The organism is Micromonospora sp. C95 (assembly GCF_018070465.1).
Classification (GTDB): domain Bacteria; phylum Actinomycetota; class Actinomycetes; order Mycobacteriales; family Micromonosporaceae; genus Micromonospora.
In genome coordinates, this window is the sequence record NZ_JAGPXT010000002.1 from 386,032 (window position 1) to 407,952 (window position 21,921).

General features: G+C 69.9%; 18 protein-coding genes. 8 read left to right on the plus strand and 10 right to left on the minus strand.

The features are described from left to right. Positions 1 to 116: 116 nt before the first annotated feature. Both KBX00_RS04340 and KBX00_RS04345 read left to right on the plus strand, forming a co-directional pair. Positions 117 to 1,511, plus strand: coding sequence for a short-chain fatty acyl-CoA regulator family protein (locus KBX00_RS04340; RefSeq protein ID WP_210823401.1), 1,395 nt, complete (start codon positions 117 to 119; stop codon positions 1,509 to 1,511). Positions 1,512 to 1,570: 59 nt separating this feature from the next. Further along, entirely contained in the window at positions 1,571 to 2,413 is an 843-nt protein-coding gene (locus KBX00_RS04345) for an endonuclease/exonuclease/phosphatase family protein (RefSeq protein WP_210823403.1), read from the plus strand. A gap of 12 nt (positions 2,414 to 2,425) precedes the next feature. Here KBX00_RS04345 and KBX00_RS29605 read toward each other — a convergent pair whose 3' ends face one another. The 3 genes from KBX00_RS29605 to KBX00_RS04360 all read right to left on the minus strand — a co-directional run bounded on the left by KBX00_RS29605 (position 2,426) and on the right by KBX00_RS04360 (position 5,340). Next, positions 2,426 to 3,283: a DUF4253 domain-containing protein gene (locus KBX00_RS29605; protein WP_210823405.1), complete on the minus strand. Its 858-nt coding sequence runs from the start codon at positions 3,281 to 3,283 to the stop codon at positions 2,426 to 2,428. 82 nt (positions 3,284 to 3,365) lie between these two features. Next, positions 3,366 to 4,046 carry a TrkA family potassium uptake protein gene (locus tag KBX00_RS04355; RefSeq protein WP_210823406.1) on the minus strand — a complete coding sequence of 227 codons (681 nt, stop codon included), beginning with the start codon at positions 4,044 to 4,046 and terminating at the stop codon, positions 3,366 to 3,368. Next, entirely contained in the window at positions 4,039 to 5,340 is a 1,302-nt protein-coding gene (locus tag KBX00_RS04360) for a TrkH family potassium uptake protein (protein ID WP_210823409.1), read from the minus strand. The genes KBX00_RS04355 and KBX00_RS04360 overlap by 8 nt, the downstream gene beginning before the upstream one ends. Before the next feature lie 339 nt (positions 5,341 to 5,679). Between KBX00_RS04360 and KBX00_RS04365 the strand changes: the two genes are divergently transcribed. Together KBX00_RS04365 and KBX00_RS04370 are read left to right on the plus strand one after the other, a co-directional pair. Next, the gene (locus KBX00_RS04365; protein ID WP_210823672.1) at positions 5,680 to 6,669 is read left to right on the plus strand and encodes a sigma-70 family RNA polymerase sigma factor; all 990 of its coding nucleotides are present in this window, start codon (positions 5,680 to 5,682) and stop codon (positions 6,667 to 6,669) included. 62 nt (positions 6,670 to 6,731) lie between these two features. Further along, complete coding sequence (locus KBX00_RS04370; protein ID WP_210823410.1) at positions 6,732 to 7,574, plus strand: SgcJ/EcaC family oxidoreductase; 843 nt, start codon at positions 6,732 to 6,734, stop codon at positions 7,572 to 7,574. Positions 7,575 to 7,629: 55 nt separating this feature from the next. Here KBX00_RS04370 and KBX00_RS04375 read toward each other — a convergent pair whose 3' ends face one another. The 3 genes from KBX00_RS04375 to eda all read right to left on the minus strand — a co-directional run bounded on the left by KBX00_RS04375 (position 7,630) and on the right by eda (position 10,074). Continuing rightward, positions 7,630 to 8,187: a hypothetical protein gene (locus KBX00_RS04375; protein WP_210823412.1), complete on the minus strand. Its 558-nt coding sequence runs from the start codon at positions 8,185 to 8,187 to the stop codon at positions 7,630 to 7,632. A 148-nt stretch (positions 8,188 to 8,335) separates the two neighbouring features. Further along, entirely contained in the window at positions 8,336 to 9,439 is a 1,104-nt protein-coding gene (locus tag KBX00_RS04380) for a sugar kinase (RefSeq protein WP_307868051.1), read from the minus strand. Then, positions 9,436 to 10,074, minus strand: coding sequence for a bifunctional 4-hydroxy-2-oxoglutarate aldolase/2-dehydro-3-deoxy-phosphogluconate aldolase (gene eda, locus KBX00_RS04385; RefSeq protein ID WP_210823414.1), 639 nt, complete (start codon positions 10,072 to 10,074; stop codon positions 9,436 to 9,438). The genes KBX00_RS04380 and eda overlap by 4 nt, the downstream gene beginning before the upstream one ends. A 46-nt stretch (positions 10,075 to 10,120) precedes the next feature. On the opposite strand from eda, the gene KBX00_RS29610 reads away from it, so the two are divergent. Then, entirely contained in the window at positions 10,121 to 10,897 is a 777-nt protein-coding gene (locus KBX00_RS29610) for an IclR family transcriptional regulator (RefSeq protein WP_210823416.1), read from the plus strand. A gap of 515 nt (positions 10,898 to 11,412) precedes the next feature. Here KBX00_RS29610 and KBX00_RS04395 read toward each other — a convergent pair. The 4 genes from KBX00_RS04395 to KBX00_RS04410 all read right to left on the minus strand — a co-directional run bounded on the left by KBX00_RS04395 (position 11,413) and on the right by KBX00_RS04410 (position 17,813). Beyond that, complete coding sequence (locus KBX00_RS04395; RefSeq protein ID WP_210823418.1) at positions 11,413 to 12,789, minus strand: glycosyl hydrolase family 18 protein; 1,377 nt, start codon at positions 12,787 to 12,789, stop codon at positions 11,413 to 11,415. Between the two features lie 170 nt (positions 12,790 to 12,959). Then, on the minus strand, positions 12,960 to 14,126 hold the full coding sequence (locus KBX00_RS04400; protein ID WP_210823420.1) for a cellulose binding domain-containing protein: 1,167 nt from the start codon (positions 14,124 to 14,126) through the stop codon (positions 12,960 to 12,962). Positions 14,127 to 14,506: 380 nt separating this feature from the next. Further along, a complete protein-coding gene (locus KBX00_RS04405) occupies positions 14,507 to 15,880 on the minus strand; it encodes an endo-1,4-beta-xylanase (RefSeq protein WP_210823422.1) in 1,374 nt (457 codons plus the stop codon). A 241-nt stretch (positions 15,881 to 16,121) separates the two neighbouring features. Continuing rightward, on the minus strand, positions 16,122 to 17,813 hold the full coding sequence (locus KBX00_RS04410) for a cellulose binding domain-containing protein (protein WP_374225247.1): 1,692 nt from the start codon (positions 17,811 to 17,813) through the stop codon (positions 16,122 to 16,124). Between the two features lie 544 nt (positions 17,814 to 18,357). On the opposite strand from KBX00_RS04410, the gene KBX00_RS04415 reads away from it, so the two are divergent. Genes KBX00_RS04415 through KBX00_RS04425 form a run of 3 tightly spaced genes read left to right on the plus strand, consistent with a single transcriptional unit; the run spans position 18,358 to position 21,892 of the window. After that, complete coding sequence (locus tag KBX00_RS04415; RefSeq protein WP_210823424.1) at positions 18,358 to 18,957, plus strand: DUF4956 domain-containing protein; 600 nt, start codon at positions 18,358 to 18,360, stop codon at positions 18,955 to 18,957. Further along, positions 18,954 to 19,784: a polyphosphate polymerase domain-containing protein gene (locus KBX00_RS04420; RefSeq protein ID WP_210823426.1), complete on the plus strand. Its 831-nt coding sequence runs from the start codon at positions 18,954 to 18,956 to the stop codon at positions 19,782 to 19,784. The genes KBX00_RS04415 and KBX00_RS04420 overlap by 4 nt, the downstream gene beginning before the upstream one ends. After that, positions 19,775 to 21,892, plus strand: coding sequence for a CotH kinase family protein (locus KBX00_RS04425; RefSeq protein WP_374225248.1), 2,118 nt, complete (start codon positions 19,775 to 19,777; stop codon positions 21,890 to 21,892). Before KBX00_RS04420 ends, KBX00_RS04425 begins: the two co-directional genes overlap by 10 nt. The last annotated feature ends 29 nt before the right edge of the window (positions 21,893 to 21,921 follow it).

Genomic DNA, 21,921 nt, shown 5'->3' on the forward strand with positions numbered 1-21,921 from the left:
GGTCGAGGGACGGAAAAAGCCAATTATTGAAAAGTCGACGGGCGATTCTGCAAAGTTGTGAAAGCGGCTATTCGCAGCAGTGCTAATGTGGCCGGACCGGTCGCCGGAGCAGGGAGGTGAGGGCGGTCGCCAGGACGTTCGCCGGCGCGCGGCTGCGCCGGATGCGTGAGGAGCGCGGGCTGAGCCAGACGGAGCTGGCCCGGCACCTCAGCATCTCCCCGAGCTATCTGAACCAGATCGAGCACGACAGCCGACCACTTACCGTGCCGGTGCTGTTACGCATCACCGAGCTGTTCGGTGTCGACCCGACGGTGTTCGCCGCGCACGACACCCCTCGGCTGGTCGCCGGGTTGCGCGAGGCGCTGCCCGGACGCGCCGGCCTGACCGAGCTCACCGAACTGGCCACCCGGCTGCCGGAGGTGGCCGCGGCGGTCATCGAGCTGCACCGTCGCTATCAGCAGGCCGACGAGCAGCTCGCCGAGCTGGTCGGAGACCGCGAGCGGATCGGCCGCAGCCCGCACGACCAGGTCACCGAGTTCTTCTACCGGCGGCAGAACTACGTGCCGGATCTCGACGAGGAGGCCGAGCGGCTGGCCGGGCGGATGGGGTTGCGCCGCGGCGAGGTCCGCGCCCTGCTCCGCGACCGGCTGGCGCAGCGGCACGGCGTGCAGGTCACCCGGGAGGACGCCGCCGCGCTCGGCGGTGAGCTGCACCGGTACCGCCCACAGACCCGCACCCTGCACCTGTCCACGTCGCTGCGCGCCGGGCAGGAGGCGATGCGGATGGCGGCGCAGATCGCGCTGCTGGAGTTCGCCGACGTCATCGACGAGATCGTCGAGTCGGAGGAGTTCGACGACGTGCAGACCCAGATCCTCACCCGGGTCGGCCTGGCCAACTACTTCGCGGCGGCGCTGGTCCTGCCGTACGAGCACTTCCTGGCCGCCGCCGAGCAGCGCCGGTACGACATCGACCTGCTCACCCAGCACTACGCGATGGGCTGGGAGACGGTCTGCCACCGGCTCAGCACGTTGCAGCGGCCCCGGGCGCGCGGCGTGCCGTTCTCCTTCGTCCGGGTCGACCGGGCCGGCAACATGTCGAAACGCCAGTCGGCCACCGGCTTTCCGTTCTCCCGCACCGGCGGCACCTGTCCGTTGTGGACGGTCTACGACGCGTTCGGCGCACCGGGACGGGTGGTGACCCAGGTCGCCGCCATGCCGGACGGGCAGCGTTACCTGTGGATCGCCCGCACCATCACCCGCCACCACGGCGGCTACGGCCAACCCGGCAAGGTGTACGCCATCGGGCTGGGCTGCGAGGTGCGGCACGCCAGCCGGCTGGTCTACTCCACCGGAATGGACCTGCACGCGGCCGAGGCGGCGACGCCGATCGGGCCGGGCTGCAAGACCTGCGAGCGGATGACCTGCCCGCAGCGGGCCGCGCCACCGATCAGCCGGCAGCTGGACGTGGACGAGAACCGCAGCACCTTCATCCCGTACCCGTTGCGGACCTGACCTCGGTCCCGCCCGGTACGGATACACTTTCAGCCCCTCCGCGAGCCCAGGGCTGGTGCATGGTTTCTCGTCCGACAGGCGCACGGCCACTTGTGGCCGCCGCCCTGGTCTCCGTCGCCGCGCTGCTGGCCGGCTGCTCGGTGGTGGCACCGGTCGCACCGGCACCGCTGCGCGTACTCCAGCTGAACCTGTGCAACAGCGGCATGGCCACCGGGTGCTACACGGGTCGCGCGGTGGCCCGGGCCGCCGAGGTGATCCGGGCCGAGGCCCCCGACGTCGTCACCCTCAACGAGATCTGCTCCGGCGACGTGGACACCCTGGAACGGGTGATGAGAGAGGTGCACGCCGGCACGGTGGTCGCCGCCTTCCAGCCGGCGCGAAACGGTCGCACCGGCGAGCCGTACCGCTGCGTCAACGGGCAGCAGTACGGCGTCGGGGTGCTGACGCACAGCGCGGCGCCCGCCGAGGACCACGAGGTGCACGCCGGGATCTACCCGGCACAGGACCCGGCGGACCCCGAGCAGCGAGCCTGGCTCTGCGTAGCGGCGCACACCGCGTTCCTCGCCTGCACCACCCACCTGGCGTACACCAGCTCGACCCTGGCCCTCGCCCAGTGCGCGCACCTGGTCGGCACGGCGATCCCGCAGTTGCACGCCGAGGCCCGCTACCGGCCCACCATGGTCAGCGGCGACCTCAACCTGCGGCACGGCGGCACACCCGACGTGCGGTCCTGCGTACCAGCGGACTACCGCCACCGGCACGACGGCGGAGTGCAGCAGTTCATGGCCACGGCGGACCTGCGGATCGAAGCGACCAGGTCGGTCAGCATGGAACGGACCACCGACCACGCCGCCTTCCTGGTGACGCTCACGCTGCCCGGTCCGGGCGAACCCGCCCACTGAGGACCACCCGGGTCAGTCCCACCAGAACGCCCAGGTCGGCGCGTCGACGATACGTTCGGCGTACGCGGCCAGGGTGCACGGTCGCTGCCCCTGCCAGACGTTGTCGGGGCAGAAGGCGAAGTGCTCGGCGGCCACCCGCAGCGCCTCGGTGGTCTCCTCCGGCGGCGCGGCGACGCTCAGATACAGCTCGGCGAAGCCGATCCCGATCACCCGGACCCCGAACCGGTCTTCCCAGCTGCGCAGCACGGCCGACAGCCGGCCGGGATCGTTCGTGTGGTTGACCGCGCCCAGCCAGCCGAGGACGGCCAGGGCGTCGCTGCCCCGCTCGGCCGGGACCAGGCCGAGGCGCATCGCCGGTTGGGCCAGCGACAGCTGCTCGGCCCAGTGGTCCGCGTGCCGATCCGGGGCCGTCCACGGCTCGCCGGGCGATGCCAGCCCCGGCCAGTCCCGCCCGTACGGGGCGGTCACGGCGGCCCGCCGCTCGTTGGACAGCTCGTCGTCACCGTCGTAGGGGGTCGTCTGGTCGGCCCACCAGCCGGCGAGCAGCCGCTCCGGATCATGAGTGGTGGGCGACGAGCTGCGCTCGGGCCAGAACTCGCCGTCGTCCCAGGGTCGCGTCGGCGCACCGTCGTAGCCGTCCAGCAGCAACGGCCACAACCCCGACTGCGGGTGCGCCGCGTGCAACCGCGACCACAGCCCGGCCGGAGCCGGGCCGTCGCTGAGCCAGAGCGTCGGCCGGTCGGCGTCACCCCCGTCGCCGCGGACCGTCCGGCCGGGCGGCAGCGGCACGGGCATCGTCCGAGAGCGGGCAGCCCCGTCCGGGAAGACGTCCCACACGTTGGCCGGCATGTCGTTCAGCTGAGCTGTCACGACGGGTGATGATAACGATCGCATCCGACAATCCCTGGCAAAAGCCGGTCGCGTCGCCAACACGACTCGTGGTCGGTCCGCGTCACTCGACGGCGGCGAATCTCTCGACGTTGTCGACCGGGCCGACCACCAGGATCAGATCTCCGTAGCTCAGCACGGTGTCGGGGGTGGCGTGGGTGAAACCGGGCCGTCGTCCGCCGACGGCCGCCTCCGGCTTAACCGCCACCACCGTCACCCCCCACCGGCTGCGTAGCCGGGACTCACGCAGTGGCATGCCGACCACGTCGCCCGGCGGCTTGGTCTTGATGACGGCGAAGTCCGCGTCCACCTCCACGTAGTCGAGAATGCGGCCGGTGAGCAGGTGGGCGGTGCGTTCACCCATGTCATGCTCGGGTGCGATGACGTGATGGGCGCCGACCCGGGTCAGGATGTTGCGGTGCTGCCCGCTGATCGCCTTGGCCCAGATGTCGGGGATGCCGAGTTCGGCGAGCAGGCTGGTCGTCAGGATGCTGGCCTGGATGTCGGTGCCGATCGCCACCACCGCCCGATGGAAGTCGCCCACGCCGAGTTGCCGCAGCGCCTCGATGTCGGTCGAGTCGGCGGTGATCACATGCGGGAGCTGCCCGACCATGCTCTGCACGGTCTTCGGCTGGTTGTCGATGCCGAGCACCTCGGTGCCCCGCTTGGCCAGTTCAAGCGCCAGCGCGCTGCCGAAGCGGCCCAGACCGATCACGACGACCGGCTCGTTACGGATGTCAGCCAACGATCGTCCTCTCCTCGGGTAGCTCGAAACGCCGGTTACGGTCCCGCAACGCCAGCGCGGAGGCCAACGTGAGCGGTCCGATCCGGCCGGCGAACATCAGCAGTACGAGCAACACGTCGGCCTGCGGCGGCAGGTCACCGGTGATGCCGGTGGACAGGCCGACGGTGCCGAAGGCCGACACCACCTCGAACAGCACCGCGTCGAGCCGGTAGGGGGTCATGGCCAGGAGGATGAAGGTGGCCACGGCCACCGCACCGGCGCTGAGCAGGACGATCGCGAGGGCCTGCCGCTGGTTGCTGGCCGGGATCCGGCGGTGGCCGACGTTCACCTGGGTTTCGCCCCGCATCTCGGACCACAGGACGAAGGCGAGCAGCCCGAAGGTGGTGACCTTGATGCCACCGGCCGTGCCCGCGCTGCCACCACCGATGAACATCAGCACGTCGCTGGCGAGCAGACTCTCCGGACGCATCGCACCGATGTCGACGTTGTTGAAACCGGCGGTACGGGTCATCGCGGCGGCGAAGAACCCGGCGAGCACCTTCTGCGGACCGCCGAGCGGGCCGAAGGTGCCCGGGTTCGCGTACTCGACGAGGGTGAAGACCACCGTACCGAAGGCCAGCAGCGCGACGGTGAGGGCGACGGTTATCCGGGTCGTCACCGACCAGTACGCCGGGCGGCGCCAGGTGCGGAACAGTTCGAACACGACCGGGAACCCGAGGCCGCCGAGAATGACCGCCGCCGTGACGGTCAGGGTGATCCAGGGATCGGTCACGTACCCCATCAGGCTGTCGGAGTAGGTGGAGAAGCCGGCGTTGTTGAACGCCGAGATCGCGTGGAAGACGCCCTCGTAGAGCGCGGCGCCGAACGGGCGCTGGTACGTGGTGGCGAACCGGATGGTGAGCAGCGTGGCCACCACGGCCTCGCTGACCAGGCTGAACACGACGATGCGACGCACCACGCCGCGTACGTCGCCCAGGTTGAGGCTCTTGGTTTCCGCCTGGGCGAGGAAGCGGGCACGTAGCCCGAGCCGACGCGACAGCAGCACGGTGAACAGCGTGGCCAGGGTCATGATCCCGAGGCCGCCGATCTGGATGAGCAGCAGGATGACCGCCTGCCCGAAGCCGGACCAGTAGCTGCCGGTGTCGACCGTGACCAGGCCGGTGACACACACCGCCGAGGTGGCGGTGAACAGCGCGTCCACCAGGTCGGGGGGATCTCCCGATCGGGTTGCCCAGGGCAGGGACAGCAGGCCGGTGCCCACCGCGATCGCACCGGCGAACCCCACGGCGATCATCTGCGCGGGGTGCCGAAACCGGTCGCCACGTCGCTGCCACGCGGGCCGCCGGGTCACCAGACGCACGGCTGCCCACCCGATCCACCCGGCCCGGCCCACCGTGCCCTCGGCCGAGCCGGGATGCCGACGACCCAACCGACGGACCGGCCCGCCGGTCGCGACTGGCCAGCAGCGATCAACACACGGCGCATCGTCGCACGATCGAGCCAGCCCGGGTCCGGCACCCGGCAGGTTGAGTGACCGACACACCGAGGCTCGGCGGCGTACCGTGCCGGTGTGGAGCTGGATCGAACGCCCGGGCAGCGACCGCGCCGGGCGGACGGGTCGGACGCGGAGCTGCTGGCGGCGGCGCGGGCCGGCGATGGTGAGGCGTTCGGTCGTCTCGTCGGGCCGCTGCGGGACGAGTTGCGGGCGCACTGCTACCGGATGCTGGGCTCGCTGCACGACGCGGAGGACGTCGTACAGGACACGCTGGACCGGGCCTGGCGCGCTCTGGACCGCCTCGACGACTACGCCGGGGTCCGGCCCTGGCTGTACCGGATCGCGACGAACCGGGCGTTGACGCTGATCGGGCGGCGACGGCGTCGGGAACTGCCCACCGACCTGCACGCCGGCCCGGCTGCGCCGACCGAGGTGGCCTGGTTGGAGCCGTACCCGGATCGGCTGATGGCCTGGGCCGACCAGCTGGACCCGGCGGCCCGGGTGATCGCCCGGGAGAGCGTCGAGCTGGCGTTCGTCGCCGCGCTGCAACACCTGTCGGCCCGGCAACGCGCGGTCCTGCTGCTGCGTGACGTGCTCGGCTACCCGGCCCGCGAGGTCGCCGGCCTGCTGGACACCACGGTCGTGGCGGTCAACAGTGCGTTGCGGCGGGCCCGTGCGGTGCTCGCCGGCCTGCTGCCGGACCAGACCCAGCACCAGACCCTCGGCACGCTCGGCGACCCGGCGCAGCGCGATCTCGCCCGGCGGTACGCGGCAGCCTGGGAGACCGGTGACGTCGAGACCCTGGTGGCGATGTTGACCGAGGACGCGCGGTACTCGATGCCGCCGTTACGGGTCTGGTACCAGGGCCGCGCCGCGATCCGCGGGTTTCTCGCCGAGGTGGCGCTGTCACACCGCTGGCGGTTTCTGCCGGCCTCGGCGAACGGGCAGCTGGCGTTCGGCACCTACCTCTGGGACGACGCCCAGGCAGGCTACCGGCCGACCGGTCTGGATCTGCTGACGCTGGATGGTGGCCGGGTCACCGAGGTGGTCTCCTTCCTCGACGCTCCGTTCCCGGAGTTCGGCCTGCCCGCCCGACTTTTCGAAGACGAGTTGACCACCCAGCGGTGAGTTCGCGTCCCGGCCGGGGTTGTAGGGGTGACGGACCGACACCCGGAAGGACCGAGCCGAGCATGACCATCCATGACGAACAGATCCGCGAACTGATCGAACGCTGGGCCAGGGCGGTACACGAGGGCGACCTCGCCACAGTGCTCGCCGACCACGCCGAGGACATTGTGATGTTCGACGTGCCGCCGCCGCAGCAGGGAGTTCGTGGCCTCGACGCGTACCGGCAGACCTGGCCGCCGTTCTTCCGCTGGCAGGCCCAGGGTGCGTCGTTCGACATCGAGTCGCTGGAGGTCACCGCCGGCGACGACGTGGCGTTCGCGTACGCCCTGCTGCGCTGTGGCACGCCGGCGAACCTGGCCGAGGTGCCTGACCGGCGGTTGCGCCTCACCCTGGGCCTACGCCGTGACGACGGTCGCTGGGTGGTCACCCACGAGCATCATTCGTTCGCCCTCGACCCGGTGGCCGACCGGAACTCCGCCGCCGACGAGAAGGAGCTGCACGAGCTGCACGAGCGGTGGTTCGCGGCGACGGCGGCCAAGGACCTCGACGCCCTGATGGAGCCGATCGCCGCCGACGTCGTGTCGTACGAGCACGAGGCGCCGCTGCGGTATGTCGGCAAACCGGCGGTACGTGAGATCTGCCAGGCCGGCCTCGACGCATCGGGCGGTGGCTCGGTGAGCTGGGAGGTGCCCGACCAGACGCTCGTGGTCGACGGCGATCTCGCCGTGTCCTGGGGCATGAACCGGGTACGGGTTACCCCACCCGGTGACGAGACCGTCGAGAGCTGGTCGCGCGGTACCCGGGTCTTCGCCCGACGCGACGGCGGCTGGCAGCTGGTGCACCAGCACCTGTCCTACCCGTTCGACCCGGCCACCGGTGCCGCCCGGACCGATCTGCTCTCCTGAGCGGACCGGTCCGGTCCCGGTGCGGCGTCCACCGCCCGCTGGACCTGCCAGCAGGCTAGTCGCCGGGGTGCTCCGGGTTGAACAGATACACGATCGTGCCGCTGGCCCAGGCATCGATGACCCTCGACAGGTCCTGGTCCGGATACCGCTCGCCCGTGTCGGAGTACGAGAAGAGGTTCAGGCGGATGGCGGTCTTCGTGAACTCCTCGAGCGCCTCCCGGCGGTTGATCGCGTCGGAGCTTCGCGGGATTCCGCCACTGACGCAGGCAGCCACGAATTCCACCTGGTCGCCACGCTCACCGCCGTTCGGCCGGGGCACCCCGATCGGCAGCCTGATGAGCGTCTTGTAGAACAGTTTGTTCAGCTTTTCGTTGGCGGGCCCACGGAAGTACAGATTGTTCCGGAGTCCGTTGATCAGTTCCTCGACCGACGTCCGATCCGCCACATCGCGGGGCACGTCGACGAAGTAGACATCGACCTTCTGGAAGTACTCCTGAAGGAGCCCGTAGGAATACGGTTCCTTCGCGATGCGGGCGAGCGCTTCCGGGGGCAGCAGCTCGATGACGTCGAAGCGAAGTTCCTCGGGTACGCCCATGATGAATTCGTCCGGCATGACCGGCACTCCTCTCCGGGAGGTCGGTCAATCGAATGACTTGTCACTCATGCCACTCATCGTTCGGACGCCCGGCCGGCGCCACAACATGTGTGTCAATTTCCGCACTGACGCCAACCGAACACGAATGGTGCTCCGAAGCGACGGGTCAGCGTTGCACGCGGGCGCCGGCCCCACGCACCAGCGCCTCCACCTCGGCCAGGCTGGCCATCGACGTGTCGCCTGGCGTGGTCATCGCCAGCGCACCGTGCGCGGCACCGTACTCCACCGCGAGAGCCAGATCGCCGTCGCGTTCGAGCAGGCCGTAGATCAGCCCGGAGGCGAAGCTGTCGCCGCCACCGACCCGGTCCAGGATCTCCAGGCCGCTTCGGTGGGTGGCCTCGGCGAACGCGCCGCCGGCCCAGGCCACGGCACCCCAGTCGTTCACTGTCGCGCTGCGTACCCCACGCAGGGTGGTCGCCACCACCTTGAAGTTGGGGTACGCCCGCACCACCGCCTCGATCATCGCCTTGAAGTTGCCGGCGTCCAGCGCACCGCTGTGGATGTCGGTGTCCGGCACCGGGAAGCCCAGGCAGGCGGTGAAGTCCTCCTCGTTGCCGATCATCACGTCGACCAGACCGGCGAGCCGGGTGTTCACCTCCCGCGCGCGGTCCTGGCCGCCGACGGCCTTCCAGAGGCTGGGGCGGTAGTTCAGGTCGTACGAGACGAGGGTGCCGTGCCGACGGGCGGCGGTCATCGCCGCCTCGGCGGTCTGCGCGGCCGTGTCGGACAGGGCGGCGTAGATGCCGCCGGTGTGCAGCCACCGTGCCCCGAGCGTGCCGAAGAGGTGGTCCCAGTCGACGTCGTCCGGCTTCAGCTGGCTGGCGGCGGAGTGGCCCCGGTCGGAGGTGCCGACCGCACCGCGTACCCCGAAGCCACGCTCGGTGAAGTTCAGTCCGTTGCGGACGGTGCGGCCGATCCCGTCGTACGGCAGCCAGGTGACGAGGCTGGTGTCGACACCGCCCTGAAGGATCAGATCCTCCAGCAGCAGGCCGACCTCGTTGCGGGCGAACGCGGTGACGATCCCGGTCCGCAGGCCGAAGCAGCGGCGCAGGCCCCGGGCCACGTTGTATTCGCCGCCGCCCTCCCAGACCCGGAACTGGCGGGCAGTGCGGACCCGGCCCTCACCCGGGTCGAGCCGCAGCATGACCTCGCCGAGCGAGACCAGGTCGTAGTGGCAGTCGGCCTTCGGCCGAGGTTTCACTGCGCTCACGCCGCACCCCCGGCCGATGCCAGTGCCGCCCGGGTACGGGCGGTGATCTCGTCCCACTGCTCGCCGGCGATCAGGTCGGCCGCGACCATCCAGCTCGCCCCGACCGCCAGGACCGCCGGCAGGGCCAGGTAGCCGGCGATCACCTCGGCGGTGATGCCGCCGGTGGGGATGAACCGGACGTCGCGGAAGGGTGCCGCGAGAGCCTTGATCATCGCGGCGCCGCCGAGCTGCTGGGCGGGGAAGAACTTGACCACGTTCAGGCCGGCGTCGAGGGCCATCTGAATCTCGGTGGCGGTGGCGGCCCCGGGCACCACCGGCACGCCGGCCTGTTGGCAGGCGCGGACCACGGCCGGTGCGAAGCCGGGGGTGACCACGAACCGGGCGCCGGCCTCGATCGCCCGCTCGGCCTGCTCGACGGTGAGCACCGTGCCGGCTCCGACGGTCAGGTCACCCCGGGCGGCGAGCGCCGCGATGGCGTCCAGCCCGGCGGCGGTACGCAGGGTCACCTCGACGGCGGTCAGACCACCCTTGACCAGGGCGTCACCGAGCGGCCCGGCGTGCCGCACGTCGTCGAGCACCACCACCGGCAGCACCCGACCGACGAGCAGTTGTTCAAAAGCATGAACGTTGGTCACGTACGTGACCTTACTGGAGACGTACGCCCTTCGCTAGAGTGGCCGCGTGCCCACCGTGCCCGAGGAATTCCAGCCCGTGAAGTCGGCCGGACGCACCCTCGACCTGCTCGAACTGCTCGCCGAGCGGCCACAGCCCTGGGCGCTGGCCGACCTGGCGCGCGCCCTCGGCATACCGAAGAGCAGCCTGCACGGCCTGCTGCGCACGCTTGTCGGCCGCGGCTGGGTACAGACCGACGAGAGCGGCAACCGGTTCCGCCTCGGTCTGCGGGCGTTGCGGGTCGGTGCCGCCTACCTGGACGGGGACGACCAGGTCGGCCTGCTGTCCGGTGTGCTGGACGAGTTGTCCCGTCGCTTCGGCGAAGCCGTGCATCTCGGCCGACTCGACGGCGACCAGGTCGTCTACCTCGCCAAACGGGAGTCGGTTCACCGGCTACGGCTGTACAGCGCGATCGGCCGCCGGCTACCGGCGCACGCCACCGCGCTGGGCAAGGCTCTACTGGCCGAACATCCGGACACCGACGTCGACCGGATGCTGACCTGGCCGCTGGCCCGCCTCACCCAACACACGGTCACCGACCCCGAGGCCCTGTACACCGCCCTGGCAGCGGTGCGGACCACCGGCCACGCCGTCGACCGCGAGGAGAACGCCGAGGGCATCCGCTGCGTCGCGATGGCCGTACCGTTGGCGAGCCCGGCGGTCGACGCGGTGAGCGTCTCGGTGCCGGCCAGTCGGCTACAGCCGGAACTCGAAGCGGCGATCGTCGCGGCGCTGCGGGAACTGGTCGGCGGTCTTGCCCAGACCAGGAGCATGCTGACCACCTAGGTCGACCGCCCCTGCCGCCGCTCCCCGGGTCGCTCGCTGCCCCCACCGTCGCTGGACGCCGCCCCTCCGCCAGCCCCGCCAGCCGCAGCTTCTGGTCGGCCCCCGCCCAACCAGCCCCGCCGCCCACCGCCGCCTGATCGGCCCCGCCGTGGGCCAGCCTCAATCGCTGGATGACCCCCTGCGGACCATTCACCATCCATCACGATCAGTTACCGCTCGCCGCCCCACCCCAATACCCCCTCGCCGCCTTTGCTCTGCTTCAACCCACGCAATGCTCACCCTGGGTGTCGGACGTGGACTTACGCACTGATCCTCACCCCCGCAACATCGCTGCTCAGCTACCTGTGCGTCGGTTGAAGCAGAGCAAAGGCGGCTGAGGGCAGGCCCGGGACTCGGTGATGACCTCACGTTCCGTCAACAATCGCGGCGATCCGACTACCGTCACAGGAAGTGACTGCCGAGGGCGGCCGGCCTGCGCCTCACGAGGCCGGCCACCGGTCGGAACTCGCGGTGCCTCAGGCCGGCAGGCGCCAGACCTGGTTGGCGCCGCCGAAGCAGTCCCAGATCTGCAGCCGGGTGCCGTCGGCGGAACTGTTGCCGGTGGCGTCGAGGCACCTGTTCGACACCGGGTTGCGCAGCGTGCCGTTGGACTGTGCCTGCCAGACCTGGGCACCGGTGCCGTTGCAGTCCCACAGCTGGATCGGGGTGCCGTTGGCGGTGCCGGCGCTTGTCACGTCCAGGCACTTGCCGAGGGCACGCAGGCTGCCGTCGCCGGCCACGGTCCACCGCTGCGCGTTGGTGCCGTTGCAGGTGTAGAGCTGGATGGCGGTGCCATTGGCGGTGGCCGCGGCGGCGACGTCGACGCACTTGCCGGCGATGCCGGTGATCTGACCGGTCCGGCCGGTCGGCGGCGGGGAGCCGCCCATCACGGTGTCGTAGATCGCGCTGACCAGCGACGTCGAGCCACCGGTGTCCTGGGTCAGCTCCCAGTTCATCATGCCGCCGGCATTTGCCATCGCCCACTGGGTCTTGCGCTTGACCGTCGGTACGCCGTTGTAGCACTGCTGAGCGCCGCCTACGGTGGTGCAGTCCCGGTTGGCGTTGGCCGGGTCCATGCCGACCAGTTGGGTGTAGGTGTAGTAGCCCGGTCGGCTGTAGAAGGGCACCCCGAGGATCGCCTTGCTGGCCGGCAGGCCCCGAGCCTTCCAACCGTTCACCGCGTTTATCGACCAGTCGTAGTTGGCGTGTGGGCTACCGCCGTCGTACGCCATGATGTTGAGGAAGTCGACGTGGTTGAAGACCGACGTCGGTACGCCGTCGCGGTAGTAGCCCTCTGCGACGACAGCTGCGGTGAGCAGCTTGCCCTGCGGGCGCAGCGCGTTGCTGAGCTGAGACATCAGCAGGCTGAAGTTGTTGGCCGAGGCACCCGGGTCCGGGTACTCCCAGTCCATGTCGACGCCGTCGAGGCCGTACTGGTTCACGAAGTTGACCACGCTGTTGACGAACGTGGTGCGGGTGCCGGCGTTGGCCGCGAGGGCCTCGAAGGCGCTGTCGTCACCGTCGTTCCAGCCGCCGATGGCGATGGAGACCTTGACGTTGTTCGCCCGGGCCAGCGACACCAGGGAGGTGAGCTTGCTCGGGTTCTCCACCGGGCGCAGCGTGCCGTTGCTGTTGGGCAGCACGAAGGCGTAGTTGATGTGGGTGAGCTTCTGGTACTGGACCGAGTTGACGTTGCCGGTCCAGGACGGCAGGTAGCCCACGCTCTTGAAGTTGTCGGGCAGGACCACCGCCTGCGCGGCGGTCGGGGCGACGGCGAGGGTGGCGCCGGCGGTGACCAGCGCGAGCAGACCGGCGGCAAGGGCCGAGCGCGGCCGGGGACGTGGTGAGGACATCGAGGACCTTCCCGTGGCAGGTGAGGGTGCCGTGCCGCCACGGCCGGTCGCTGTGGAGCCGCCGATGACCGGCTGTGGCGTACGGGTGCTGGGTTCCTCGAGGCAGCCAAATCTTAAAGAGTGTTTACGGTAATGGTCAATGACGTCCTTCGATCAGAACTGCGGCCGGGTCAGCCGACGGTGACCTGGTACAACGTCGTGTTGACCTCGCCGCTGCCGGTGAAGATCTCCGGTCCCGCCTGGACGCTGGTCAGGTACTTCGAGCGGCTCATCCAACCCCGGGACACCACGTCGTCGGTGAAGTCGCGGATGTTGAGCGTCGCGCTTGTGGTGTTGCTGGTCCGTACGTAGGAGTAGACGTTCCAGGTGCCCACGTAGCCACGCCACACCTCCCAGGTGGTACCCGCGATGGTGACGGTGCCCTGGTGGCTGCCGGCCGGCGACGCGTTGGAACGGTAGAGCCAGATCATCAGCTCGTCGGTGGGCTGGTCCGCCGAATCCGGGTTGGCCATCGGGTGGAACCACATGTCGTACGCGACGTTCATGTTCGAGGCACCGTCGGAGGTGACGTTGAAGCGCCAATTCGTGTTGACGGCACGGTTCGCGGAGAGCTGCACCGGCAGCCCGGTGTTCGGTCGCCGCCAACCCCAGTGCCAGCCGAGGATCGCCGCCGCGTACGACTTGACGCTGCTCGGGTCGCCGCTCCAGGTGTAGCTGGTCCCCCAGTAGATGGGGTCACCCGGGCCTCCGTTGGACCAGATGCACTGGCTGCCGGTGGATCCGGTGCCGCCCCACTGGTTGTTGGGGATCCAGTACTTGCCGATCTCGATCAGATCGTCGCTGTCGCACAACCGGCCGGTGGGGGGATAGTCGGGCACCGGCGGGGGCGTGGTGCGGGTCGGCGTCGGCGTCGGACCGGGGTTGCCGGAGCCGATGCAGGTCACCCCGTTGAGCGCGAACGCGGTCGGCACCGGGTTGCTGCCGCTCCACGAGCCGCTGAAACCGAAGTTCGCGGTGCCGTTGAGGCCGATCGCCCCGTTGTACGACATGTTCGCCGCGGTCACCTGCGCGAGATCCTGGGTCACGGTGGCGTTCCACGCCTGCGTGACCCGCTGCCCTGCGCCGTACGCCCAGGTCAGGCGCCACGATGTCACCGGGTCACCGAGGTTGGTGATGGTCACGTCGGCGTTGAAGCCGCCCGGCCACTGGGCGGAGACCGCGTATCGCACCGCGCAGGCGACGGTCGCGGCGTGTGCGACCGCGACCCCGACGGCGGCGGTCACGACCGTGCTGGCCACCACGGCGGCGAGCAGGGTGAGGCGGGTACGTTTCACCATTGGTCCTCCTTCAATCCCGGCCGCCACGTGGGCGGCCAGGACTGTTCGCGGTCACGACGGCGGCGGATCCGACGTGCGGTTCGTGATCGCGTACGGAGGCGGCAGCCGGCAGCGGCATGTGCGTGGCCCGGATCGCGCCGGGGGCGCTGGTCCCGGCCACCGCGGCCCATCTCGCCCGGCGACCGTGCCCGAGAAGCCGCCCGGCAGACACGGCGCCGGCTCGGTCGCCCTGCCCATCATCGATGGCTGACGCTGCGACGGTACGACGACAGCCAGACGGTCGTCAATGAATCGCTCGCGCTCCGCAGGGCACCGTCCAGGATGAACGAACACCGGCCGTGCGGGGGCAAGCCCCGCACGGCCGGTGTGGCCAGGCTCGGTCAGCCCGCCGTGCAGGACCTGATCTGCGGACGGGCGCTGGAGTTGCCGTTCATCATCGTGGTGAAGCCGAACGTGTTGCCGCTGCCGTTGGAGCGCATCGTCATCACGTTGCCGCTGCTGTCCCAGGTGGGGCTGCCGCTCCAGGTGGTGGAGATCCGCTGCGGCGGGGTGATGGCGACGACCACCGACCAGGTGCTGGCGCCACTGACCGTCACGGAGGTGTTGTAGCGGTCACCCCAGACCTGGCCGGGCGTCACCGTCGCGGTGCAGCCACCACCGGGCGGCGGGGTGGTCGGGTTGCCGGTGGGCGGCGGGGTCGTCGGGTTGCCGGTGGGCGGCGGGGTCCCGTTGTTCAGCGCGGTCAGCACCGCATCGTACGCCGGCTTCTTCTGACCACTGCCGTTGAACAGCAGCGGGTTCTCGCTGGAGCGCCACGAGTCGGAGTCGCGGATGCCCCACACGGTGATGCCCTTGCAGCGCGCGACGGCGAGGCAGTCGTTCACCACGTTGCGGTACGCGTCGGTCGGGGCGTTGCGGATGTCCAGCTCGGTGATGTGCACGTCGACGCCGAGGGCGGCGAAGCTGGACAGCGTGGTGCGGTAGTTGCTCGGGTAGTTCGAACCGCCGGTGAAGTGCGACTGCAGGCCGACGCAGTCGATCGGCACGCCGCGGCTCTTGAAGTCCTGGACCATCCGGTAGACGGCCTGGGTCTTGGCGTCGTTCCAGTTGTCGATGTTGTAGTCGTTGTAGCACAGGTCGGCGTTCGGGTCGGCCTGCCGAGCGGCCCGGAAGGCCGCCTCGATCCAGTCGTTGCCGGTGCGCTGGAGGTTCGAGTCGCGCCGCGCGCCGCTGCCGCCGTCGGCGAACGCCTCGTTGACCACGTCCCACCACTCGATCTGGCCCCGGAAGTGGGTGGCGACCTGGGTCACGTGGTTGAGCATCGCGTTGCGCAGGGTGGTGCCGGACATGTTCTGCATCCAGCCCGGCTGCTGCGAGTGCCACGCCAGGGTGTGTCCGCGGACCAGCATGTTCTGGCTGCGGGCGTGCTGGACCAGCCGGTCGGCGTTGCCGTAGTTGAACTGCCCCTGGTTCGGCTGGAGCGCGTCGATCTTCATCTCGTTCTCGGCGGTGACCTGGTTGAACTCGCGGTTCAGGATGGTCGTGTATGCCGAGTCGTTGAGCCTGCTCACCGCGACTGCGGTGCCGAAGTAACGACCGCGTTCGGCTGCGGAGGCACCGAGGGTGCTCGCGGCGCTGGCGCTGCCGGGCAGGACCACGGCGCCCGCGGTGGCGAGCAGGCCGACGGCAGCCGAGACGACGAGCGCGGCGCGCAGTCGCCTCGACCGTCCGGGTGCACGGGAAGAGTTGGCCATGACGCTCCTTCCGGGGTCCGGTGGCCCGCTCGGGGCAGCATGAATCCGGACGTGTGTGTGCGAAAATGCCGATGATGCGCATCCCGGTCAAAGGGATCGCATCGGCCGTACTGGGCGGAAGTATTGCAGCGAGATTTCACACACGTCAATGTTTTCCGGAAGTTCCTTCGGAAGTTTCGGAGAGTTGCTGGACCCGGCGGCGAGCGCCGCCGGGTCCGCGTGCCAGCTGCGGCGCCGGACGCTACCGGGCCGAGCAGGCGGGAGTCATCCCGCCGCCGGTACCGGTGCCCTGGAAGCCGAACTCGGTCGACTGCCCGGCGGCGATCGAACCGTTGTAGCTGACGTTGCTGAAGGTGACCGCGCCACTGGAGCCGCTGCGCTGGGCGTTCCAGGCGTTGGTGACGCTGGCACCAGAGGGCAACGTCATGGCCACGGTCCAGCCGTTGACCGGGGCGTCGCCGGCGGTGACCCGTACGGTGGCGACGAAGCCACCCGTCCACTGGTTGATCGACACCGACGCCGAGCAGCCGCCACTCGCTGGCGGCGAGGTGCTGGGTGGCGTGGTCGGCGGCACCGTGGTGGGTGGGGTGGTCGGCGGCACCGTGGTGGGTGGGGTGGTCGGCGGCGTCGTGGTCGGTGGAGTCGTGGGCGGCGTCGTCGGACCGTCGGCGAGGGTCGGGGTCTGCCAGTCCCGCCACTCGGACAGGTTGCCGGCCTTACGGCTGGAGATCCGGAACACGCCCGTGGAGCTGCCCGTGTTGAGCAGGAACTTCTGGATGTTCTGCTGCAACGGGGTACGCCATTCCGGCCGGGAGGCGCAGTGCGTGCCGTCCTGGACGTCGGACCAGTAGCTGATGTTGTCGCCCGCGCCGAGCGCCCGGTAGACCTCCGCGCCAGCCAGCGCGGCGACACTCGAGGATCGGGCAGCCAGCCAGTCGATGTGCGGATTGTCCATGATGAGCAGTCCACGCGGTGCCACCATGGCCACCGTCTGGTGCGTGTCGACCGGCAGGTTCGCCGGGTTGCCCGTGTACGACCCGAAGGCATCGCCCAGCCACGGCTGCTCACCGTACGCGCTGCTCAACGGCTGGGCGCCGGACTCGCCCGGGATGCCGCGGAAGATCGGCGAGCCGGCACTGCCCGACTCGATGGGCATGGTCAGGGCGATGCGCTGGTCGAACGCGCCCGTCACGAAGGCACCCTTGCCGTAGCGGGAGCAACCCGTGACGCCGGTCGCGTCCGCGCGCAGGATGGTGCCGCCCGACTGCTCGATCACGTCGATGATCCGGCTGACCCCCCAGGCCCAGGCGACCAGCAGTCCGCTGCTGCTGGACGAGCCGTAGATGCTGTAGAAGGCGCCCTGTTTGTTGTTGCGGGGGGTGCCCTCCCGACCGACCGCGAGCGGGTCATAGCTGATCACCGCAGCGCCGGCGGACCGGATGGTGGCGGTGTCCGCGCCGAACCCGCCCAGCACCACCACGGCCGGATACGGTCCACTGCCGCCGCTGGGTAGTTGCACGCTCGCGGAGAAGCTGGCAGTGCGGCCGTTGTGGGCCACGTTCACCGTGATGCTGGTGTTCGAGACCGTACCGCTGACGGTCTGCGGTTTCGCCGGCTTGTCGCCGTAGACGTACCGCTGCGCGAGTTGCTTGGTCTCCGCTCGGTGACAACGCCAGTCGGACTTGGCCGAGATCCGGCTGCCGTCGAGCCGCCGGAAGGGGTCGGGCAGCCTGGGGTTGGCCGAGGGCGTTCCGGGATTCGGCGTCGGGCAGCCGATGCCCTCGTCCTCCACCGACGAGACGGCCGCGAGCCCCGCGGCGGCCCTGGCCACGCCGCCCTCGGCCATCGACCATGTCGCCGCCACCAGGGTGAATGCCGCCATCGCCAGTACGACGACCGAACGGTTGCGGGAACGGACCAACTTCGTGATCACTCGGGACCCCTTCCGCACGGACGGCGAGACACCATCGAGCTAGATCGGCAAGTATCGATTGACCGATATGGCAAGTTTCGAACGGAACAACGAAATGTGTCAATACGGTTTCGGTGACTATCGGTCCGCGCCTCCCGGCCGCCTTCACCCCGGCCGCGACTGGCGGCACGCCCCAGGGCCGCGGTCGAACGAGGCCCCACCGGCGCTCGGCGGGTGGCCGGACACGCCCGGAACGAGCGGCGTGCCGCCAGTCACGTTTACCCTTGATTCACCTTCGGTCCATGGTGGGTTCACCCGCACGCGAACACCTGTCGAGCAGGGCAACAGGCCCCACGTCACGGATCACGACGGCGCCTGACGCGCAAAAAGTCCAGGTTGGGCAGCAGATGACCATTGACCTACTTCAATGGTTGCCATTACCCTTCCCGGAATAGTTCCCGCAAGTTTACCGAGATTTTCGGTTGCGTTCGGTCGCCTGACCGCAGCTCGTGCCGACGAGACGAGACGGGGCCGGCGCGACAGCGATCCAGGAGGAAGACACCAGATGTCGCAGCTCATCCTGTTCGCGATCGACATCGGCGCGGTGGTGCTACTCGTCTTCGGGCTCTACTTCCCGAGGCACCGCCGCCGCGATCTCGTCGTCGCCTACCTCGGCGTCAACGTCGGTGTCCTCGCGGTGGCCAGCGCACTCAGCGCCAGCAATGTCGGCGCGGGGCTGGGGCTCGGGCTGGCGCTGTTCGGCGTACTGTCGATCATCCGCCTGCGGTCGACGGAGCTGGACCAGCACGAGGTCGCGTACTACTTCTCCGCGCTGGCGCTGGGCATTCTCGGCGCGTTGAGCACCACCTCGATCTGGCTCAGCGCCGGACTGATGTGCCTCATCCTCGTGGTGATGTTCCTGGGCGACCATCCCCGGCTGCTCCGCCACTACCGGCACCAGATCATGGTGCTCGACTCGGCCGTGACCGACCACGTGACCCTCGTCGCCCAGTTGGAGCAACTGCTTGGCGCACGCGTGCACGTCGCCACCGTGCAACGACTCGACCTGGTCAACGAGACCACCGTGGTCGACGTCCGGTATTCGGTGAAGGGCCGCGCCACCAGGGCGGCCGCAACGCCGGCGAAGGCGGGAGCCGCCCGATGAGCACCCAGTCGATCACCGCGCCGCTGGCGACCATGGACCCGATCGGGCTGGCCGAACTCGTCGACCGGGCCGCGTTGCAGACCAGGGTGGACCGCAAGTACCTCGTCCACCTCGACCGCTTGCCCCACCTGCTGGACCAGCTCACCCCGTACGCACGGGTGCTGGACATCGACGGGGCGCGGAGCTTCCGCTACGAGTCGGTCTACTTCGACACGCCGGGGCTGGCCAGCTACCACTGCGCGGCCTACCGGCGGCGACGCCGCTTCAAGGTGCGCACCCGCACCTACCTCGACTCGGCGCAGTGCTGGCTCGAAGTCAAAATCAGCGGAGCGCGCGACAGCATCACCAAACACCGGCTGCCATACGATCCGCACGACCGCACGACCGTGCTTCCCGGCCGCGCATTCGTCGACGAGGCACTCGTGCGAGAGGCGATCTGCCCGCCCGCCGGCAGCGCCCTCGACCCGGTGCTGGTCACCAGCTACCGGCGGGTGACGCTGCTGCTGCCGGCGACCGCCAGCCGGGTCACCATCGACACCGGGCTCTCCTGGCAGGCCGGCGGCACCGCACTGCACCTGCCGGACCTGGCCGTGGTCGAGACCAAGACCAGCGCCGCCGCATCGCCCGCCGACCGGCTGCTGTGGCAGCGGGGGCTGCGGCCCGCCCGCATCTCCAAGTACGCCACGGGCCTGGCGGCGCTGCGCCCGGACCTGCCGGATTCGCCCTGGCGCCGGACGCTCCGTCGGCACTTCCGCACCACCCCGTCGGTGGGCACGGCACCGACCGCCACCACCCACCGTCCCGTTCAGGAGGCATCGTGCGTCTGACCGACCGCAGCGTCGGCACCTCGGCGGCACCCCCGTTGCGCATCGCGGGGATCGCGGCCGTCGCCATGCTGGTCACCGCAGCTCTCGTCCCGTCGCCGGCACCGGCCGGTGCCGAGCCCCTCGCCGACACGTCCAGGTCCACCACATCGGTCGACCGGACCGCCGCGGACGTCGCCGCCGCGGCCGCCGCCGAGGACCTGGTCGGCGACATCGGCTTCTCCGTACCCAGTGGCACCTTCTCCGGCGAGGTCTCGGTGTCACTGAGCACCACCGTCAGCGGTGCCCAGATCCGCTACACCACCGACGGAGGGCTGCCGAACGCGCAGTCGCCGCTCTACTCCGGATCGGCGCTGCGATTCACGCGTACGACGCAACTGCGGGCCCAGGCGTTCGTCGGGCAGACCGCCTCGGGTGCGCCCGGCACCGCCATGTACGTCGCGCGCAACACGAGCACCACACACGACCTGCCGGTCGTCCTCATCGACTCGTACGGTGCCGGCCGGCCGGAGCGGGAGTACTTCGACGCCACCACGATGATCTTCGAGCCGGGCGGCGGCAGCACCTCGCTGGCAGCCGCACCCACCGTGGCCACCCGGTCCGGGTTCCGGCTGCGCGGGCAGTCGTCGGCGATGTTCGCCAAGACGCCGTTCCGGCTTGAGTTCTGGGACAACGAGGACGACGACGCCGACTACCCGGTGCTCGGCATGCCGGCCGACTCCGACTGGGTACTGCGCGGGCCGTTCAGCGACAAGTCCCTGATCCGGGAGGCATTCGTCTACGACCTCGGCCGACAGCTGGGCCTGCCGGCGCCCCGCTACGCTTTCGCGGAGTTCTACCTGAACACCGACGCCGGGCCGGTCGGTTCCGACGACTACATGGGCGTCTACATGCTCGTCGAGACGATCAAGAACTCGAAGGACCGTCTCGACCTCAAGCAGCTCCGCGAGGACGACCGGACCCTGCCGAAGATCACCGGCGGCTACATCTGGAAATTCGAGTGGATGGCCGCCGAGGAACCCACTCTGCCCTGCACCGGGCCGGCCGCGAGCTGCTGGAACTATCTTGAGGTCGCCGATCCGTCGCCGCTGCAACCCGAGCAACGCGACTGGCTGCGCAACCACATCCAGGAGTTCCACAACGTGCTGCGGGCACCGAACTTCGCCGACCCGGTGAGCGGCTACCGGGCGTACATCGACGTGGGTTCCTTCATCGACCAGCTCATCCTCAACGAGCTGAGCCGGGAGATGGACTCCTACATCCGCAGCGCCTACTTCTACAAGGACCGCGACACCAAGATCTTCGCCGGGCCGCTCTGGGACTACGACCTCAGCTTCGGCGTGGGCGGCTTCTTCCAGAACGACCAGACCGCCGGCTGGCAGTACCAACAGATCCGCCAACCGGTGGCCAACGACTGGTACACGCAGCTGATGCGCGATCCGGCGTTCGTCAACGAGGTACGGGTGCGCTGGCAGGCGCTGCGCCGGGGTCCGCTCTCCGACGCGTCGTTGCAGTCGCGGATCGACGCCCTCGCCGGGCCGCTGACCAACGGGGCACAGCGCAACTTCCAGCGCTGGCCGAACCTCAGCACCCGGATGGTCGGGCCCTTCATCACGCCGACCGCGCCGACCTGGCAGGGACAGGTCCAGTACATGCGGGACTGGATGCTGCGCCGGGCCGCCTGGTTGGACTCGACCGCCGGCTGGGGCGGGTCGACCACGCCACCGCCGACCACGCCGCCGCCCACCACTCCCCCGCCGACGTCTCCCCCACCGACCACGCCGCCACCCACCACGCCGCCGCCCGGCGGTAGCGGCTGCACCGCGACCTACACAGTGACAAACCAGTGGTCCGGCGGCTTCCAGGGCGAGGTACGGGTCACCGCAGGCGGTTCGGCGATCAGGGGCTGGACCGTGACCTGGACGTACCCGGCCGGGCAGGCGGTCACCCAGGCATGGAACGCGACGGTCACCAGCCAGGGATCGACGGTGACCGCCCGCAACGTCAGCTACAACGGCAGCCTCGCCGCGGGCGCCAGCACCACGTTCGGCTTCCTCGGCTCCACCACCGGCACGCCGAGCACACCCACACCGACCTGCACGGCGAGCTGAGCTGCCCGCCACGGTCGCCGAACAGCACA

What these genes read in the sequence shown, in the direction of transcription:
- KBX00_RS04345 (WP_210823403.1), top strand. Translation starts at nt 1,571, where the DNA reads ATGGTTTCTCGTCCGACAGGCGCACGGCCACTTGTGGCCGCCGCCCTG.
- KBX00_RS04360 (WP_210823409.1), bottom strand. Translation starts at nt 5,340, where the DNA reads ATGATCGCCGTGGGGTTCGCCGGTGCGATCGCGGTGGGCACCGGCCTG.
- KBX00_RS04370 (WP_210823410.1), top strand. Translation starts at nt 6,732, where the DNA reads ATGACCATCCATGACGAACAGATCCGCGAACTGATCGAACGCTGGGCC.
- KBX00_RS04375 (WP_210823412.1), bottom strand. Translation starts at nt 8,187, where the DNA reads ATGCCGGACGAATTCATCATGGGCGTACCCGAGGAACTTCGCTTCGAC.
- KBX00_RS04395 (WP_210823418.1), bottom strand. Translation starts at nt 12,789, where the DNA reads ATGTCCTCACCACGTCCCCGGCCGCGCTCGGCCCTTGCCGCCGGTCTG.
- KBX00_RS04400 (WP_210823420.1), bottom strand. Translation starts at nt 14,126, where the DNA reads ATGGTGAAACGTACCCGCCTCACCCTGCTCGCCGCCGTGGTGGCCAGC.
- KBX00_RS04405 (WP_210823422.1), bottom strand. Translation starts at nt 15,880, where the DNA reads ATGGCCAACTCTTCCCGTGCACCCGGACGGTCGAGGCGACTGCGCGCC.
- KBX00_RS04415 (WP_210823424.1), top strand. Translation starts at nt 18,358, where the DNA reads ATGTCGCAGCTCATCCTGTTCGCGATCGACATCGGCGCGGTGGTGCTA.
- KBX00_RS04420 (WP_210823426.1), top strand. Translation starts at nt 18,954, where the DNA reads ATGAGCACCCAGTCGATCACCGCGCCGCTGGCGACCATGGACCCGATC.